The organism is Escherichia fergusonii ATCC 35469, from assembly GCF_000026225.1.
GTDB lineage: Bacteria > Pseudomonadota > Gammaproteobacteria > Enterobacterales > Enterobacteriaceae > Escherichia > Escherichia fergusonii.
Window position 1 is genome coordinate 1,177,644 of the sequence record NC_011740.1, and the last position, 15,912, is coordinate 1,193,555.

Annotated in this window: 15 protein-coding genes; 10 read left to right on the plus strand and 5 right to left on the minus strand. The window is 50.5% G+C overall.

The genetic code is table 11. The features are described from left to right. The first annotated feature begins 2 nt into the window (after window positions 1-2). Genes EFER_RS05770 through cheZ form a run of 8 tightly spaced genes read left to right on the plus strand, consistent with a single transcriptional unit; the run spans window position 3 to window position 8,681 of the window. Window positions 3-749, plus strand: coding sequence for a fimbrial biogenesis chaperone (locus EFER_RS05770; protein WP_000836025.1), 747 nt, complete (start codon window positions 3-5; stop codon window positions 747-749). After that, a complete protein-coding gene (locus tag EFER_RS05775) occupies window positions 725-3,112 on the plus strand; it encodes a fimbria/pilus outer membrane usher protein (RefSeq protein ID WP_002431605.1) in 2,388 nt (795 codons plus the stop codon). Before EFER_RS05770 ends, EFER_RS05775 begins: the two co-directional genes overlap by 25 nt. Then, a complete protein-coding gene (locus tag EFER_RS05780; protein ID WP_000638294.1) occupies window positions 3,109-4,068 on the plus strand; it encodes a Csu type fimbrial protein in 960 nt (319 codons plus the stop codon). Before EFER_RS05775 ends, EFER_RS05780 begins: the two co-directional genes overlap by 4 nt. A gap of 59 nt (window positions 4,069-4,127) precedes the next feature. Then, entirely contained in the window at window positions 4,128-5,693 is a 1,566-nt protein-coding gene (gene tar / locus EFER_RS05785) for a methyl-accepting chemotaxis protein II (protein WP_000483257.1), read from the plus strand. A gap of 19 nt (window positions 5,694-5,712) precedes the next feature. Next, on the plus strand, window positions 5,713-6,579 hold the full coding sequence (gene cheR, locus EFER_RS05790) for a protein-glutamate O-methyltransferase CheR (protein ID WP_000204354.1): 867 nt from the start codon (window positions 5,713-5,715) through the stop codon (window positions 6,577-6,579). After that, window positions 6,576-7,625, plus strand: a complete 1,050-nt coding sequence (locus EFER_RS05795; RefSeq protein WP_000036402.1) for a protein-glutamate methylesterase/protein-glutamine glutaminase — start codon at window positions 6,576-6,578, stop codon at window positions 7,623-7,625. The genes cheR and EFER_RS05795 overlap by 4 nt, the downstream gene beginning before the upstream one ends. 14 nt (window positions 7,626-7,639) lie before the next feature. After that, a complete protein-coding gene (gene cheY / locus EFER_RS05800; protein WP_000763853.1) occupies window positions 7,640-8,029 on the plus strand; it encodes a chemotaxis response regulator CheY in 390 nt (129 codons plus the stop codon). A gap of 7 nt (window positions 8,030-8,036) precedes the next feature. Beyond that, on the plus strand, window positions 8,037-8,681 hold the full coding sequence (gene cheZ, locus EFER_RS05805) for a protein phosphatase CheZ (RefSeq protein ID WP_000983596.1): 645 nt from the start codon (window positions 8,037-8,039) through the stop codon (window positions 8,679-8,681). Window positions 8,682-8,726: 45 nt separating this feature from the next. Here cheZ and cbpM read toward each other — a convergent pair whose 3' ends face one another. The 5 genes from cbpM to admX all read right to left on the minus strand — a co-directional run bounded on the left by cbpM (window position 8,727) and on the right by admX (window position 12,726). Then, on the minus strand, window positions 8,727-9,032 hold the full coding sequence (gene cbpM / locus EFER_RS05810; RefSeq protein WP_000024555.1) for a chaperone modulator CbpM: 306 nt from the start codon (window positions 9,030-9,032) through the stop codon (window positions 8,727-8,729). Beyond that, window positions 9,032-9,952, minus strand: a complete 921-nt coding sequence (gene cbpA, locus EFER_RS05815) for a curved DNA-binding protein (protein WP_000420612.1) — start codon at window positions 9,950-9,952, stop codon at window positions 9,032-9,034. The genes cbpM and cbpA overlap by 1 nt, the downstream gene beginning before the upstream one ends. A gap of 202 nt (window positions 9,953-10,154) precedes the next feature. Next, window positions 10,155-10,511, minus strand: coding sequence for a RidA family protein (locus EFER_RS05820; protein ID WP_024256421.1), 357 nt, complete (start codon window positions 10,509-10,511; stop codon window positions 10,155-10,157). Beyond that, window positions 10,508-11,761: a D-amino acid dehydrogenase gene (locus EFER_RS05825; RefSeq protein ID WP_000746244.1), complete on the minus strand. Its 1,254-nt coding sequence runs from the start codon at window positions 11,759-11,761 to the stop codon at window positions 10,508-10,510. The genes EFER_RS05820 and EFER_RS05825 overlap by 4 nt, the downstream gene beginning before the upstream one ends. A gap of 50 nt (window positions 11,762-11,811) precedes the next feature. Beyond that, on the minus strand, window positions 11,812-12,726 hold the full coding sequence (admX, locus tag EFER_RS05830) for an HTH-type transcriptional regulator AdmX (RefSeq protein WP_000776567.1): 915 nt from the start codon (window positions 12,724-12,726) through the stop codon (window positions 11,812-11,814). A gap of 272 nt (window positions 12,727-12,998) precedes the next feature. Here admX and EFER_RS05835 point away from each other — a divergent pair, with 272 nt between their 5' ends. Next, window positions 12,999-14,432, plus strand: a complete 1,434-nt coding sequence (locus tag EFER_RS05835; RefSeq protein WP_001285183.1) for a gluconate:proton symporter — start codon at window positions 12,999-13,001, stop codon at window positions 14,430-14,432. A gap of 149 nt (window positions 14,433-14,581) precedes the next feature. Continuing rightward, window positions 14,582-15,823 (plus strand): bifunctional glucose-1-phosphatase/inositol phosphatase, encoded by a 1,242-nt coding sequence (gene agp, locus EFER_RS05840; protein WP_000754359.1) that lies wholly within the window; start codon window positions 14,582-14,584, stop codon window positions 15,821-15,823. The last annotated feature ends 89 nt before the right edge of the window (window positions 15,824-15,912 follow it).

The following is a 15,912-nucleotide window of genomic DNA, read 5'->3' on the forward strand; positions in this document are numbered from 1 at the left end:
GTATGAAATCGATCCTGTTTTCAGGTGCGCTGACGGCGGTGCTGTTAGCTCCGAATGCTCACGGTGCGGCAACGATATTACTCTGGCCTATCGATCCGTGGTTGGCAGCCGATAACACCGCAACCGAATTGTGGATCCAGAATCAGGGCAGTGAAGCCACCACCATGCAGGTGCGCATTGTCCGCTGGCAACAGCAGGACGGTTTCGAACGGTATCAACCGCAACAAGATGTCGTCGCCAGCCCTCCTGTAGTGCGGATTGAAAAAGGTAAAAAACAGCTGATTCGACTGATAAAACAATCGCCGGTGCCAGCGGGTGTCGAACAGGCTTATCGCATTATTGTTGATGAAATCCCCCAACCTGAACAGGCCAGTAAACCGCAAATGGGGCTTAAGGTTCAGATGCGTTACTCTCTACCGTTTTTTGTTTATGGTCAGGGTATTGTCACCGCCATAGAAAACGAACATCCCACCAGGGTAGAGGCTTCAAAGCTAAGCTGGCGAGTCGTGCAGGAGCAAGGTAAACCGCTGCTGGAAGTGCGTAACCAACATGATACTCATGCCCGGTTGAGTAAAGTCTCACTGCGCCAGGGGGGCAGCCAAAAGATAATTGCCGAAGGGCTACTGGGATATGTTTTGCCTGGCAGCTACCGTCGCTGGCCGCTTCCGGCGGGGGTAACACAATCGGATTCGTTAACCGCCACGGTGAATACACAGAGTAATCAATGGCAGTCAGCGCCCACCAGGTAAGAGGCGTGGTGATGATACTGATTATCACCAGCAGTGTGCCTGAGCGTGGAATGGCCGACGACGATCTGTTACCGCCTCCACCAAATGCTCATGCCTTTGAGCAACAGGCGATTTTTCATCTCGCTCTGGTCATTAACTATTACGACACTCAGCAGGTGGTGCCAGTGACTCAGCGAAACGGTGATTTTTATCTCTCCAGGGCGGATCTGATGCGTGCCGGACTGCCCGCCGAACAGCTTCCCTTAGGTGAAGTTAATGTTTCCCGCCTGACCCAGGTTAATGCAGAGTACGACAGCAGCGGTCAGCGACTGCTTTTAACCGTTCCGCGTAGCTGGCTGCCGGAGCGGATTACGCCATTTGCCGGAGAAGCCGAACCGCAAACCGCTCATCATGGTAGCGGCGTACTACTGAATTACGACTTCTATAACAGCAAAACGCAAAATGGCAGTGGTCAGGCTACTCTCTCGCATGAACTGCGCTTTTTCAACGATGCGGGATCACTTTCTTCCACAGGATTCTGGCGTCAGAGACTTTCCGGAGCTGACGATTTGCAAGAAGGTTACGTGCGTTATGACACCACTTTCACCGCCACCAATGAACAACAGGCGACCCAGTGGCGAGTCGGGGATGTGATAAGTGATGCATTAAGCTGGAGCAGCAGTGTGCGCCTTGGTGGTGTTTACTGGGGGCGTGATTTTTCTCTGCGCCCTGATCTGGTGACCTGGCCGCTGCCGACGTTTTCCGGCGAAGCCGCAGTCCCTACAGCGGTAGATTTGTTTATTAATGGTTATCGTGCAGGATCAACCAGTTTGCAACCTGGCCCATTCACCCTGACCAATTTGCCATATATCAACGGTGCCGGAGATGCGGTATTGGTCACTCAGGACGCTGCCGGACGGCAAGTCACTACTTCGTTGCCTTTTTATGTTGCCAGTAATTTGCTTAAACCCGGAATGAGTGATGGGGCACTATCTTTTGGCGCATTGCGTCGTGAATATGGCATTGACAGCTTCAACTACGGCCCGGCGGCGGCCAGTGCTTCTTATCGTTATGGCGTCAGCGATTTTCTGACTTTAGAAGGTCACAGCGAAGTCGCTGAAGAATTAGCACTCGGTGGGGCGGGGGCAGTCGTGAAACTGGGGTACTTTGGCGTTGTGAATGGTGCCTACAGCGAAAGCCGGATGCATGGACGCAGCGGCAACCAGATCAACTGGGGATATCAGTACAGTACGGCAGCATTCAGTGTGGCGACGCAACATACCCGCCGTGAACGCGGATTTGGTAACCTGGCGCTGTACGATAACGTCGTTCAGGTCGATGAAAATAATGTACCGTTAGCGACGCTCAGCCAACAAAGCGATCAATATTCACTTTCCTTTAATATGGGGGAATTGGGCAATGTGGGCGCTGCATGGATTGGAGTGCGCAGTTTCGATGCACAAAAAACTGAATTGCTGAATCTCTCCTGGAGTCGCAATTTGTGGGGGAGTAGTAGCGTTTATCTGGCGGCCAGTCGTGACTGGCAGCAGGGTGGCTGGACAGTGGCAATGTCTGTACAGATTCCGTTGGGTGAGCGCGACAGTGCTGCGTTCACCATGGAAAAAATGCCGGATGGCGGGCAAACACAACGTATTAACTACAATCACTCAATGCCAACTGATGGCGGCTTTAGCTGGAATCTTGCATGGGCAAGGCAATCTGAAGCCAGTAATTACAAGCAAGCGACTTTGGGCTGGCGTAATGATCATCTGGAACTGCAAGGTGGCACATGGGGAGAAAGTGGCAATATGACCTGGTGGGGCGAGGCACTGGGAGCGTTTGTATGGATGGAGCAGCAACTGTTTGCCGCCAATAAAATTAACGATGCCTTTGTGGTGGTGAGTACTGATGGACAAGCTGGCGTCCCGGTTAATTATGAGAATCAGCCTGTTGGAGAAACCAACCGTGATGGCTATTTATTGATCAGTGGTGTGTCCGCTTATTATCCCGCCAGTTACAGCATTAATACCTTGAATCTTCCGGCAGATATCCGCCTGAAAGAGACTGAGCGAAAAGTAGCACTGCGACGGCAGAGTGGTTACCTGGTGGATTTCCCCATGGATCAGCAACAAGTCGCCAGCGTGATCCTGCATGATGAGAAAGGCCAAATACTGCCAGTGGGAAGTGAGATTTTGCTGAACAATCAGACTTCAGCAGTTGTGGGTTATGACGGTATCGTCTGGCTGGAAAATTTAGCGCCAGTTAATCTACTGCACGCCATCACACCGGATGGCAAACAATGTCAAACACGCTTATCGTTGACGCCCAATCCGCAACATAAATTAAAAACTTACGGTCCGTTGGTTTGCCGGAGTGGATCATGATCTGGCGATGGGGATGCCTGTTGCTGCTGATGTTATCAGGCAGTTGTTGGGCAGTTTGTAGTGTTAATACCACTAACGGTGCTTTGGGTACGGTTACGTCATTTGCCGTTAACAACACGGTACAAACGACCAGTGCCAGTCTTATTGTGCAATGTGACAAAGTTATCGGCTTGCTAACCAACGATACAGTAAAGCTCACTTACACCGGAGCCACGACATCTGCGACCAACCGTGCAATATTAAAGCGCAGCGATAATAGCAGTGTTGCCGATGCAATCCCCGTCCGACTCTGTACTCAAGCGGCATGTGCCGGTAATAGTGATATTAATATTGGTGGAAGCTATACCTGGAGCGGTAGCACATTATTGGATTTATTGGTCACAGCACGCTATACCCTGCCGCTGTATTTCGCCACGACCACCGGACAAAATGTTAGTGCCGGGCCGTATCAGGTCACACTGAATTTCAGTGTTACTTACAATATTTGTGCTGCGGGTGTTGGGATCTGCCTGAGTCCGCAAACGGATACTGTAGTGCGTACCCTTCAGCTCAATCTCACTGTCACCAACGATTGCATTACCATCACTGCTCCCAACGTTAATTTTGGCAGTGCGCCACTGGCAAAAAACTTCCCGGTCGTTGCGCAAGCGGTAGCGGTAACCTGTACCAAAGGCAGTAGTTACACCATTGGTATCAATAACGGTAGTTACGCCACTGGAACGGTACGCAATATGGCAAACGGTAATAACCGCCTGAGCTATGAAATCTATAAAGAAAACAGCACTAACCGTTGGGGCAGCACGGGTACGGAACGTTGGGCCAGTAGTGCATCCTCAGAGACCAGCAGTGACGGTCTTTTAAAAACGTATAGCTACACGGCCAGAGTACTGCCCAACCAGACCACGCCTCCTGCCGGTACCTATAGCGATGTTGTCGTGGTAGATATTGCCTTCTGAATAAAGTTTCCTGCCTTTCTGCCGATAACGAGGTTAACTCTTTATCAGGAAGGTGCCTTATGTTTAACCGTATCCGCGTAGTCACGCTGCTGATAATGGTGCTGGGGGTATTTGCACTGTTACAGTTTGTTTCTGGTGGTCTGTTTTTTTCTTCTTTACGCCACAGTCAGGAAAGTTTTGTCATCTCGAATGAATTGCGGGAACAGCAACGGGAACTGACCTCGACCTGGGAATTAATGTTACAGACGCGCATTAATTTAAGTCGTTCGGCTGTACGCATGATGATGGATACATCTCATCAGCAAAGTAATGCAAAAATGGAATTACTTGAAAGCGCTAAAAAAACGCTGGCGCAGGCTGCTGTTCATTATAAAAACTTTAAAAATATCGACTCGCTACCTGAGATGGTTACCGCCAGTCGCAATATTGATGAAAAGTACAAAAATTATTATGCCGCATTAACTGAATTAATTGATTTTCTTGATTACGGCAATACGGATGCCTATTTCGCTCAGCCTACTCAGAGTATGCAAAATTCGATGGGCGAAGCGTTTGCTCAGTATGCAAAAAGCAGTGAAAACCTTTATCAAAATATCATTCTCGATAATGCCAGTGATTATCGCTTTGCCCAGTGGCAACTGGCGGTGATCGCCCTGGTCGTAGTCCTGATTTTGCTGGCAGTCTGGTACGGGATTCGTCGGATGCTGCTGATCCCACTGACACAAATCATTGCCCATATTCGTGAAATTGCCACTGGCAATCTGGCGCAGGCGCTGACCATAGACGGGCGCAGTGAGATGAGCGAGTTGGCCCGCAGTTTAAATCAAATGCAGGACTCATTAGTTGAAACGGTCAAACAGGTGCGCAATGGTTCAGATGCCATCTACTCGGGCACCAGTGAAATTGCTGCCGGTAATAATGACCTTTCATCCCGTACAGAACAGCAAGCCTCTGCACTGGAAGAAACTGCCGCCAGTATGGAGCAACTGACTGCCACGGTGAAACAGAATGCCGACAACGCCCGTCAGGCCTCGCAACTGGCACAAAATGCCTCTGATACCGCGCGCCATGGCGGAAAAGTGGTGGATGGCGTGGTGAAAACGATGCATGAAATTGCCGACAGCTCTAAGAAAATTGCTGACATTATCACTGTTATCGACGGCATTGCTTTTCAGACCAATATTCTTGCACTCAACGCTGCGGTAGAAGCGGCGCGTGCGGGTGAACAGGGCCGTGGCTTTGCCGTGGTTGCTGGCGAAGTGCGTAATCTTGCCAGCCGAAGTGCAGAGGCGGCAAAAGAGATTAAAGCCTTAATCAGCGACTCAGTTGCCCGTGTCGATACGGGTTCTGTGCTGGTGGAAAGCGCCGGGGAAACCATGACCAATATTGTCAATGCGGTCACTCGTGTCACCGACATTATGGGCGAAATTGCTTCCGCATCTGATGAACAAAGCCGGGGTATCGATCAAGTCGCTCTGGCAGTATCGGAAATGGATCGCGTCACACAACAGAACGCCTCCCTGGTACAGGAATCAGCAGCGGCAGCTGCAGCTTTGGAAGAACAGGCCAGTCGCCTGACGATGGCGGTGTCGGCATTCCGTCTGACAGCGCCGGTTGTATCGTAAATATGGTTGAGAAGGCGCAATGACCTCATCGCTACCCGACGGACAAACGTCGTTTTTATCACAGATGACTCAGCGCCTGGCGCTCTCCGACAGTCAGTTTCGTCGGATATGCCAGTTAATTTATCAGCGTGCGGGGATCGTGCTGGCGGATCACAAACGGGATATGGTTTACAACCGTCTGGTCCGCCGATTACGGGTGCTGGGAATAGCTGATTTCGGTCACTATCTCAGTTTGCTGGAGGCTGACCAGAACAGCCCGGAATGGCAGGCATTTATTAACTCCCTGACCACCAATCTGACCGCGTTCTTTCGGGAGGGGCACCATTTCCCGGTGCTCGCCGAACACGCACGTCGTCGCCAGGGTGAATATCGTGTCTGGAGTGCGGCGGCGTCGACCGGAGAAGAACCGTACAGTATTGCGATCACGCTTGCTGATACGTTGGGCCTCGTTCCGGGGCGCTGGCGAGTTTTTGCCAGTGACATCGATACAGATGTCCTGGAAAAAGCACGTAACGGCATTTATCGCCTCGAAGAGCTGAAAACGCTCTCTCCACTGCAACGCCAACGCTACTTTTTGCGTGGCACCGGACCGCATCAGGGGCTGGTGCGAGTGCGGCAGGAACTGGTGAATTTTGTCGATTTTTCCAGCCTCAACCTGCTGGACAGACAGTATGCAGTTCCGGGGCCATTCGATGCGATATTCTGCCGTAACGTAATGATTTATTTTGACAAAACGACGCAGCAAGAGATTCTGCGTCGTTTTGTGCCACTCCTGAAACCTGATGGACTGCTATTTGCTGGTCATTCAGAAAACTTTAGCCACCTGGTGCGCAATTTCACCCTGCGCGGACAGACGGTGTATGCGCTAAATAAGGGCAAAGTATGAGTAAAATCAGAGTATTGTCGGTGGATGATTCTGCGCTTATGCGCCAGATCATGACCGAGATTATTAACAGTCACAGCGATATGGAAATGGTGGCGACAGCTCCTGATCCGCTGGTGGCGCGGGATCTGATCAAGAAATTTAACCCGGATGTGCTGACGCTGGACGTTGAAATGCCACGAATGGATGGACTCGATTTCCTCGAGAAACTGATGCGTCTGCGACCAATGCCAGTGGTGATGGTGTCATCCCTGACTGGAAAAGGTTCGGAGGTTACACTGCGGGCGCTGGAGCTTGGAGCTATCGATTTTGTGACTAAGCCGCAATTGGGGATACGCGAAGGGATGTTGGCCTATAGCGAAACCATTGCTGAAAAAATTCGCACGGCTTCTCGCGCCAGACTGACAGCCCATAAACCTCTTGCCACACCCGCAGTGCTAAAAGCCGGGCCATTACTCAGTTCGGAGAAACTGATTGCCATAGGCGCCTCAACGGGGGGGACAGAGGCGATCCGTCATGTTCTGCAACCGCTACCGCTCTCCTGCCCGGCGGTGATTATTACTCAACATATGCCACCTGGTTTTACCCGTTCTTTTGCTGAACGGCTGAATAAGATTTGCCAGATTAGTGTTAAAGAGGCGGAAGATGGCGAGCGCGTTTTGCCAGGACACGCTTATATCGCACCGGGTGATCGGCATATGGAGCTGGCACGTAGTGGTGCCAATTATCAAATCAAAATTCACGCTGGCCCGGCGGTGAACCGCCATCGACCTTCGGTAGATGTGCTGTTTCATTCGGTGGCGGCCAATGCCGGACGCAACGCGGTTGGCGTGATCCTTACCGGGATGGGCAACGATGGTGCAGGCGGTATGCTGGCAATGCATCAGGCCGGAGCCTGGACCATCGCGCAAAACGAAGCCAGTTGTGTCGTGTTCGGGATGCCGCGCGAAGCGATCAATATGGGCGGTGTCAGTGAAGTGCTCGATCTCAGTCAAATTAGTCAGCAGATGCTGGCGAAAATCAGTGCCGGTCAGGCAATACGTATTTAAATCAGGAGTTTTAGATGGCGGATAAAGAACTTAAATTTTTGGTAGTGGATGACTTTTCCACCATGCGACGTATTGTGCGCAACCTGCTGAAAGAGCTGGGATTCCATAATGTGGAAGAGGCGGAAGATGGTGTGGATGCACTGAATAAACTGCAAATGGGTGGCTTTAATTTCGTTATTTCAGACTGGAACATGCCCAATATGGATGGTCTGGAACTATTGAAAACCATTCGTGCCGACGGAGCAATGTCAACGTTGCCCGTATTAATGGTCACCGCAGAAGCCAAGAAAGAGAACATTATTGCAGCAGCACAGGCGGGCGCCAGTGGTTACGTCGTCAAGCCATTTACTGCGGCTACGCTTGAAGAGAAGCTCAATAAAATCTTTGAGAAACTGGGCATGTGAGGATGTGATGATGCAACCTTCGATTAAACCTGCTGATGAACATTCAGCAGCAGACATAATTGCGCGCATCGGAAGTCTGACTCGCATGTTGCGCGACAGTCTACGGGAGTTGGGGCTGGATCGGGCAATTGCCGAAGCGGCAGAAGCCATTCCTGACGCCCGTGATCGTCTTGATTATGTCGTACAAATGACCGCGCAGGCGGCAGAGCGGGCGTTAAACAGTGTTGAAGCCTCGCAGCCGCATCAGGAGGAGATGGAAAAGGGCGCAAAATCACTAAGCCAACGCTGGGATGCGTGGTTTGACGATCCGATTGAACTGGCACAAGCACGAGAACTGGTCACTGATACCCGTCGTTTTCTTGCGGAAGTGCCGGACCATACCCGTTTTACCAATGCGCAGCTGCTCGACATTATGATGGCGCAGGATTTTCAGGATCTTACCGGACAGGTGATCAAACGGATGATGGATGTTATTCAGGAGATTGAACGCCAGTTACTGATGGTGTTACTGGAAAACATCCCTGAGCAGGACGCCCGACCGAAACGGGAGAACGAGAGCTTACTCAATGGCCCGCAAGTCGATACGTCGAAAGCGGGCGTGGTTGCCAGCCAGGATCAGGTTGATGATCTGCTGGATAGTCTCGGGTTCTGAGCGCAAACGCCGGATGACAGATTATCCGGCGTTACAATCAGTCTCTCAGGGATGATTAATAAAACGCGAAAGCCGGTGGCGCAACTGCCGGTTTTCCTGACGTAAATGAGCAATATCGTCCAGCAGTGTCAGCGCGACGGCAATACCCGGCCAGTCGAGGGCCAGCTCCCGACGCAGACGTACCGCCCGGCGTACCACCGTTGCCGCATGATCATCAAATATCCAGGTTGTCTCATTGTAATCAGCAGGTTCAACCACCCCTAAGCCGACGATCTCATACAGATCATCTTCTGAAACACCGGTATGCAGGCAAAACTCAGTAATCGTAAAACTCACCGTCACATTAGCCATTATGCTTTCCCCCAATCTTTACGCGGATCAAATGACGACTGGGCGTCTGCCAGTTGTTGCCACAGCGCAGTAGCGTTTTCATCTGGTTTTGGTGGCATCACAATTTTCAGCACGGCGTAGAGATCGCCGGTATGTTTTTTGCTCACCAGACCTTTGCCTTTCACACGTAAACGTTGTCCGGCCTGACTACCCGCCGGGATAGTCAGCAGAATGCTCTCTTTCAATGTTGGAACCGTAACTTTGCCCCCTAAAGCGGCTTCCCAGGGCGCAACAGGCACGACGATCTCCAGATCCTGACCTACAACATCAAACAAGGGATGGGGAGCGATATGAATAATCAGCCACAAATCACCATTGGGTCCGCCATTCTCACCTGGAGTGCCCTGGCCTTTCAGACGAATACGTTGACCGTTGCCAACGCCTGCCGGAATTTTCACATTGAGAGTTTTTGGGATCTCCTGCTCGACCATGCCAAAGGCGTTGTAGACAGGCAGGTTATAACTGATAGTCCGTTTATGTTCGCTGAGTGTCTCTTCAAGGAAAACGGGCACTTCAATTTCGATATCATGGCCACGCGTAGCCGGACGTTGACGTGCCTGGCGAGCATGTTGACCAAAGATCGACGAGAAAATATCGTCAAAATCTTCGGCATTAAAGCTTTGCCCATCACCATGGTGGAATTGACGATTGAATTGTGGATCGTTGCGATGCTGCCACATCTGGTCGTACTCAGCACGGCGTTGCTCGTCACTCAATACTTCCCAGGCTTCAGCGACTTCTTTGAAGCGGGCTTCGGCATCGGGCTCTTTGCTGACATCGGGATGGTACTTACGGGCCAGTCGACGATAGGCGGTCTTGATTGTCTTGAGATCGTCCGTCGGTTTCACGCCCATAATGGCGTAATAATCCTTTAATTCCATAGCATTATCTCGCGTAAATCAATACAGACAAAGGGAAACCCCTGACAAGGTATCAGTGTTAAGTGTAGGGGAAATCAGAAAAAATCGTAGGGCAGTGAAAAAAACATAACTAAAAATGATATTTTCAGCCTGAATGTTGGCAGGTAAAAGAGGGGGCGTTTAAGCCCCATGACGATGTTGGCAGGGGGCTGACAATGGGGGATTATCCCGCTTTTACCGCAGTGACCATCACTTCAACCAGAATCTCCGGGCGGGCCATCTCAGCCTGCACGGCAGCACGTGCCGGGCTATATCCTTCTGGCATCCAGTTAACCCATACGTCGTTGAAATCGGCAAAATTGCGGCTGATATCTTTTAACCATACCTGAGCGGACAAGAGATGAAATTTATCACTACCAGCTTCAGCAAGTAATGCGTCGATTTTCTCCAGCACTTCGCGCGTTTGTTGCGCGATGTCAGGAGTATTGCTCTTCGGTGTCTGGCCGGAGAGAAATACAAGATTGCCATATTCCACACTGGCGGCAAGACGAGGTTGTGGGTTATTACGTTTGATATTCAAGCTGATTGGCTCCATGTCAGTCCATCAAGGGAAATTACGGGATCTTCGCCCGACAGTAGAGCGCCTAACACCACGGCACTACCTGCCGCTAAGGTGAAGCCCAGACTGCCCTGGCCAAGATTCATCCACAGATTTTGATACTTCGCCCGTCCTAACAGTGGCGGACCCGCAGGGGTGGATGGACGCATACCTGTCCATAATTCGGCATCATTGATGCCTTGCAGTTGCGGAAAGCTGTTAGCGACGATCTGCTTTAACGCATTGATTCGTTCAGGGCGCAGTTCATTACCGTCATAGCCAATATCGACCATAGCGGCGATACGCAACCGGTCACCGAGGCGGGCATAGACAATTTTATGACCATAGTCGGTGACACTGATTTGCGGTGCGATCCCCATTTCTTGTGGAAAGGGGAGCGTCAGACTGTAACCTTTCAGACCGCAGAGCGGTACGTGAGTCCCGGTTCCGGCAAGTAAATGCTTACTGCCATTACCCGCGGCAACGACATAATCATCAGCAACCAGTGTTCCTGTGCTGGTGGTAAGGGAATCAATGCGCTCGCCTTTTTTATTCAACTGCAAAACTTCACAATCGGTCTGTAGCGAAAAGTTTGCGCTGGCATTAAGTTTGGCAAGTAATGCCTGGCAGAACTTATAGCAGTCCGCCGTTTCATCGCCGGGGGAATAAATACCGCCACACAATGAATGACTAATATGTTTTAGTGCTGGTTCCAGATGAACGCACTCTTCGCGTGATAACGCCTGTTGAAATTGCGGATTAATGCCTTTTGCTGCTTTGGCTAAATCTTGCGGGCGGCGATGAATAATCAGTTTGCCAGAACGGCGCCAGTGAAAATCATCAAGATTATCTTCCAGCAGCCACTCTTCCATGACCTGACGACTTAACAGTGATAAACGTAAAATATGATCGCCATTGAGTTTATTTGTCCGGCTATTGCAGGCCAGTAAAAATTCCAGCAACCAGCGCCACTGGCTAAATGACATGCGCAAACGCATATTCAGGGGAGAGCTGCTTTTCCCCATCCATTTAAGCCCCTGCATCGGTACGCCTTTATCCGCCAGAGGAGCAACGTAGCGATAACTGAGTTGCCCTCCGTTAGCGAAACTGGTGGCGACACCTGCCTGGCTGTTGCGTTCTAACAATTGCACCTGATGGCCCTGTTTTACCAGCACCCATGCTGTTGCCAGACCAATTACCCCGCCGCCAATAACTACAATGCGTTTTTTCATTACTTGAGATATCCACCGCTAATAAATGCGTTGGGGTTATGTCAAAACATTTAGGCCTGAGGAGCAATTGACTTTTTATTTTCAGGGTATAACTCAAGGTTAATGGCTCGCAGCTGAAGACGTAATTGCTGACAAAGGAAATCGACAAATTTTTGTGTAATAGGGCTAAGTGAAACGTCGGCACGGCGTAACAAACAAAGGTCTATTTTCATTGGGGGTTCGATGGGGTGAATCGTCTCTGCCGGAAGGTTATGACGGGCAGAGAAAATATCGGTAATACTGCATCCCATTCCTCGTTTTACAAATTCCGTCGCCATGTAATAGGTCTGGACATTCAGGCGCGTCGTCAAAAAGTCACGCCGTTTGGCTATTGCATCGGAAAGGGAATAGGGACCGGGAGAAATCCAGCGTTGCTGGTCAATCTTGTCTATTTCTACTGCGCCCTGGCGATAGTCCCGGTCTATATAAACCAGCGGAACTTCGGCTATCAGCGTCGTCATAATCTCCCCCTGTTGAATCGGCTGTAGCGTCAGGGCCAGATCAATCTCACGGAGATCAAGTTTTTTAACCAACGTTTCGGTGTGTTCTGTCGTCAGTGTCATTACCAGATTCGCATTCTGCTGGTAAAACGCAGTGACTATTTCTGGCACCAGACTTAATCCCAGGCTTGGCAGGCATCCCAGGGCTATTCTGGCTCGCGGATCTCGCGTCAGGTTATCGGCCAGCAGTCGCAGGTTGTCGAGTTCGTGATAAATCGACTGCGCTTTTTCAAAAAGTGTGAGCGCTTCGCTGGTTGGAAGAAGCTTGCCACGTACTCGCTGAAAGAGCTGAAAACCGAGTTTTTGCTCAGCGTTTTTTAACGCTTTACTGGCGGCCGGCTGGGAAATATTCAGCGATTCCGCTGCCCGTGAAAGTGTCCCGCATGTCATCACAGCATAGAAGATTTCCAGGTGGCGCAGTTTCATTAAGAGTTAACCCAGAGTTATAGACGGTAGATAAAAAGTCATTTCATGGTAACACCAAGTTAACATAAATTTAATCTGTAACGCCTGTTCTGGTAACAATGCGTTATTTGCCCACCTAAAGGGGTTAATTACGAACTCAGAATAATACCTGTAGTACCCGGACAAACCCTCAGTGCATTTTGCTAACAATAATAACGAGGGGGGATATTTTCTGAGCTGTCCAAATACATCGGCTGATATTGAAAGTCGATTCGATGGGGTTAAGGAGTTATATGAGTGACTCAATGCTCGCTGGTGGTTCGCTAACCAGACAAAATATCACCAAAAAGAATGTCATTATTGGCTTGTTGTTGATTGCCTTTTTACTGACCGCGTTCTGGTGTCAGGGGCGTCCAGGTAATGAACTCGGACTGCTTGGTTTTACACCACTGGTGGCGTTAGCGGTGCTCTCGTTGATAGGCGTCGATATTGTTCTGGCGGTTATTTCATCGATTATTATTGCGATGATAATGACCTCCACCGGGTTACCTGAAATGGGCACCATGCTGGCAAAATCGACAGGATCATTTATCGCCACTGTTGGTCTGATCATTATGCTTGGCGCCGGTGTCGGTGAAGTGGCAACACGTACCGGAGCCGCCGTTGAACTGGTCAAATTTGTGGTACATCGTATCGGGCTTTCCAGCCAGACACGGGTCAAATTTGGTATCGTCGTGTCATCCATTCTCATCTGTGGCGCGCTGGGCACAATGGCAGGCGGCAACGCCATTATTGTCGCGGTGATTATTCCTGTCGCGGCGGCAGTACGGCTGACACCGCCTACGGTGGCTGCACTGATGATGACGGCGGGGTCAGTGGGATTGTTTACCGGGCCATTTACTCCCAGTACCGTGACGATTTTACAACTCGGCGGCCTGACTTATCCGCAATACCTGATGTACGTCGGGCTACCAATGAGCGCCGTGACGTTATTTGCTGGCTGGATAATGGCCGGGCGAATTCAGAAGATGACGGAAGGAAAATTACACTACGAAGTGGATCTCTCAGAGAAAACTCAGGAAGAAGAGGATCCTGCCCGCGATCGTCGTCGCAAACTCAGCGCCCTGGCATTTGCGGCAACCATTATTGTGATGGCGGTTATTGGCGTAGTGATAAAAGCAGGTTTTAGTTTTGCCATTATCGTGATGTTGCTGGTGGCGTTGATCACCGGGCTGGTGGGCGGATTAAGCCCAACCGGGATCCTGCAAGCGCTGTATAAAGGTTGTGGCAGACTGGTGTGGATGTTTCTGCTCTACTGGTTGTATAACCCGATTCTGGAACTTATGGATAGCCTGCAGGCGTATCAGGGATTGCTCGAATACACCCAACCACTGTTAACCGGGATATCTCCGGCATGGCTTTGCTTTTGTATTTTTGCCTTTAATATTATCGGTCATGTGCCCGGCGCTGCTGTTGCTCAGATGACCTTTACGCACAAAATATTTGGTCCGATGCTGATGGCTGCGGGGGTGCCACCTCAGGGAACAACGGCAGTATTATTAGCCTCATCGCAAGTGGACTGGTTTGGGCCTTTCCCTTCATCGGATATGTTTGGTCAAATGGGGCTGGCGCAATCTACTCACCTGAAATATATGCTTTATAACGGTTGGGCTATTGTCATTGCCAATATCATTCTTTTTGCCTTGCTGTTTCAGGTATTAGTTTAACGATACAAACCAGGCGATAGCGCGACTACTGTCCGTTATCGCCTGACGGTTTCCCGTCTCGTCATCTGTCAATTTGCGAACCTGTTCCCGGAAAAATGTCATATTTCTGTCACACTCTTTAATCATTGATGACAAAAGAGGTGCGAGGAATGAAAAAAACAGTAATCGCCGCAGCTGTGGCAGGGATGGTTTTAGTCTCTTCGAATGCGCAGGCACAGACCACACCGGAAGGCTATCAGTTACAACAAGTGTTGCTGATGAGCCGTCATAATTTACGTGCACCGTTGGCAAATAACGGCAGTGTGCTGGAACAATCCACACCGAATAAATGGCCGCAGTGGGACGTTCCCGGCGGGCAACTCACCACCAAAGGCGGTGTGCTGGAAGTGTATATGGGCCACTATATGCGTGAGTGGCTGGCAGAGCAGGGGATGGTGAATTCGGGGGAATGCCCGCCGCCTGACACCGTTTATGCCTATGCCAACAGCCTGCAACGTACCGTCGCTACCGCACAATTCTTTATTACTGGCGCATTCCCTGGGTGTGACATTCCGGTCCACCACCAGGAAAAAATGGGCACCATGGACCCAACCTTTAACCCGGTGATCACCGATGATTCTGCCGCATTCAGTGAGCAGGCGGTGGCGGCAATGGAGAAAGAGCTCGGCAAACTCCAGCTTACCGACAGCTACAAGCTACTGGAAAAAATCGTTAACTATAAAGATTCTCCTGCCTGTAAAGAGAAACAGCAGTGTTCGCTGGTAGATGGCAAAAACACCTTTAGCGCGAAGTATCAACAAGAACCGGGCGTTTCCGGGCCGCTGAAAGTCGGCAACTCGCTGGTAGATGCGTTTACTTTGCAATACTACGAAGGTTTTCCAATGGATCAGGTGGCATGGGGAGAGATCAAATCAGATCAGCAGTGGAAGGTATTGTCGAAACTGAAAAATGGTTACCAGGATAGCCTGTTTACTTCACCGGAAGTGGCGCGTAATGTCGCGAAACCGCTGGTCAGTTATATCGACAAAGCCCTGGTCACCGATCGTGCCAGTGCACCGAAAATCACGGTGTTGGTTGGGCACGACTCCAACATTGCCTCTCTGTTAACGGCACTTGATTTCAAACCGTATCAGTTGCATGACCAGAACGAACGCACGCCGATTGGCGGCAAAATCGTTTTCCAGCGTTGGCATGACAACAAAGCTAATCGCGACCTGATGAAAATCGAGTATGTGTACCAGAGTGCGGAACAGTTGCGTAATGCCGATGCGTTAACGTTGCAGGCTCCGGCTCAGCGCGTGACGCTGGAATTAACCGGCTGCCCGATAGATGCCAACGGTTTTTGCCCAATGGATAAGTTTGATAGCGTGTTGAATGAAGCGGTGAAATAACAGAAAACTCCCCCGTGAGGAATGAACTGCACCTTAATCAGTTGGGTGCCCAGCTTTTGGGGCGCAATTCAGAGAAACGGGGGAGGTTC

What these genes read in the sequence shown, in the direction of transcription:
- cbpA (WP_000420612.1), bottom strand. Translation starts at nt 9,952, where the DNA reads ATGGAATTAAAGGATTATTACGCCATTATGGGCGTGAAACCGACGGAC.
- agp (WP_000754359.1), top strand. Translation starts at nt 14,582, where the DNA reads ATGAAAAAAACAGTAATCGCCGCAGCTGTGGCAGGGATGGTTTTAGTC.
- EFER_RS05780 (WP_000638294.1), top strand. Translation starts at nt 3,109, where the DNA reads ATGATCTGGCGATGGGGATGCCTGTTGCTGCTGATGTTATCAGGCAGT.
- admX (WP_000776567.1), bottom strand. Translation starts at nt 12,726, where the DNA reads ATGAAACTGCGCCACCTGGAAATCTTCTATGCTGTGATGACATGCGGG.
- EFER_RS05825 (WP_000746244.1), bottom strand. Translation starts at nt 11,761, where the DNA reads ATGAAAAAACGCATTGTAGTTATTGGCGGCGGGGTAATTGGTCTGGCA.
- EFER_RS05770 (WP_000836025.1), top strand. Translation starts at nt 3, where the DNA reads ATGAAATCGATCCTGTTTTCAGGTGCGCTGACGGCGGTGCTGTTAGCT.
- cheR (WP_000204354.1), top strand. Translation starts at nt 5,713, where the DNA reads ATGACCTCATCGCTACCCGACGGACAAACGTCGTTTTTATCACAGATG.
- cheY (WP_000763853.1), top strand. Translation starts at nt 7,640, where the DNA reads ATGGCGGATAAAGAACTTAAATTTTTGGTAGTGGATGACTTTTCCACC.
- EFER_RS05835 (WP_001285183.1), top strand. Translation starts at nt 12,999, where the DNA reads ATGAGTGACTCAATGCTCGCTGGTGGTTCGCTAACCAGACAAAATATC.
- EFER_RS05795 (WP_000036402.1), top strand. Translation starts at nt 6,576, where the DNA reads ATGAGTAAAATCAGAGTATTGTCGGTGGATGATTCTGCGCTTATGCGC.
- cbpM (WP_000024555.1), bottom strand. Translation starts at nt 9,032, where the DNA reads ATGGCTAATGTGACGGTGAGTTTTACGATTACTGAGTTTTGCCTGCAT.
- EFER_RS05775 (WP_002431605.1), top strand. Translation starts at nt 725, where the DNA reads ATGGCAGTCAGCGCCCACCAGGTAAGAGGCGTGGTGATGATACTGATT.
- cheZ (WP_000983596.1), top strand. Translation starts at nt 8,037, where the DNA reads ATGATGCAACCTTCGATTAAACCTGCTGATGAACATTCAGCAGCAGAC.
- tar (WP_000483257.1), top strand. Translation starts at nt 4,128, where the DNA reads ATGTTTAACCGTATCCGCGTAGTCACGCTGCTGATAATGGTGCTGGGG.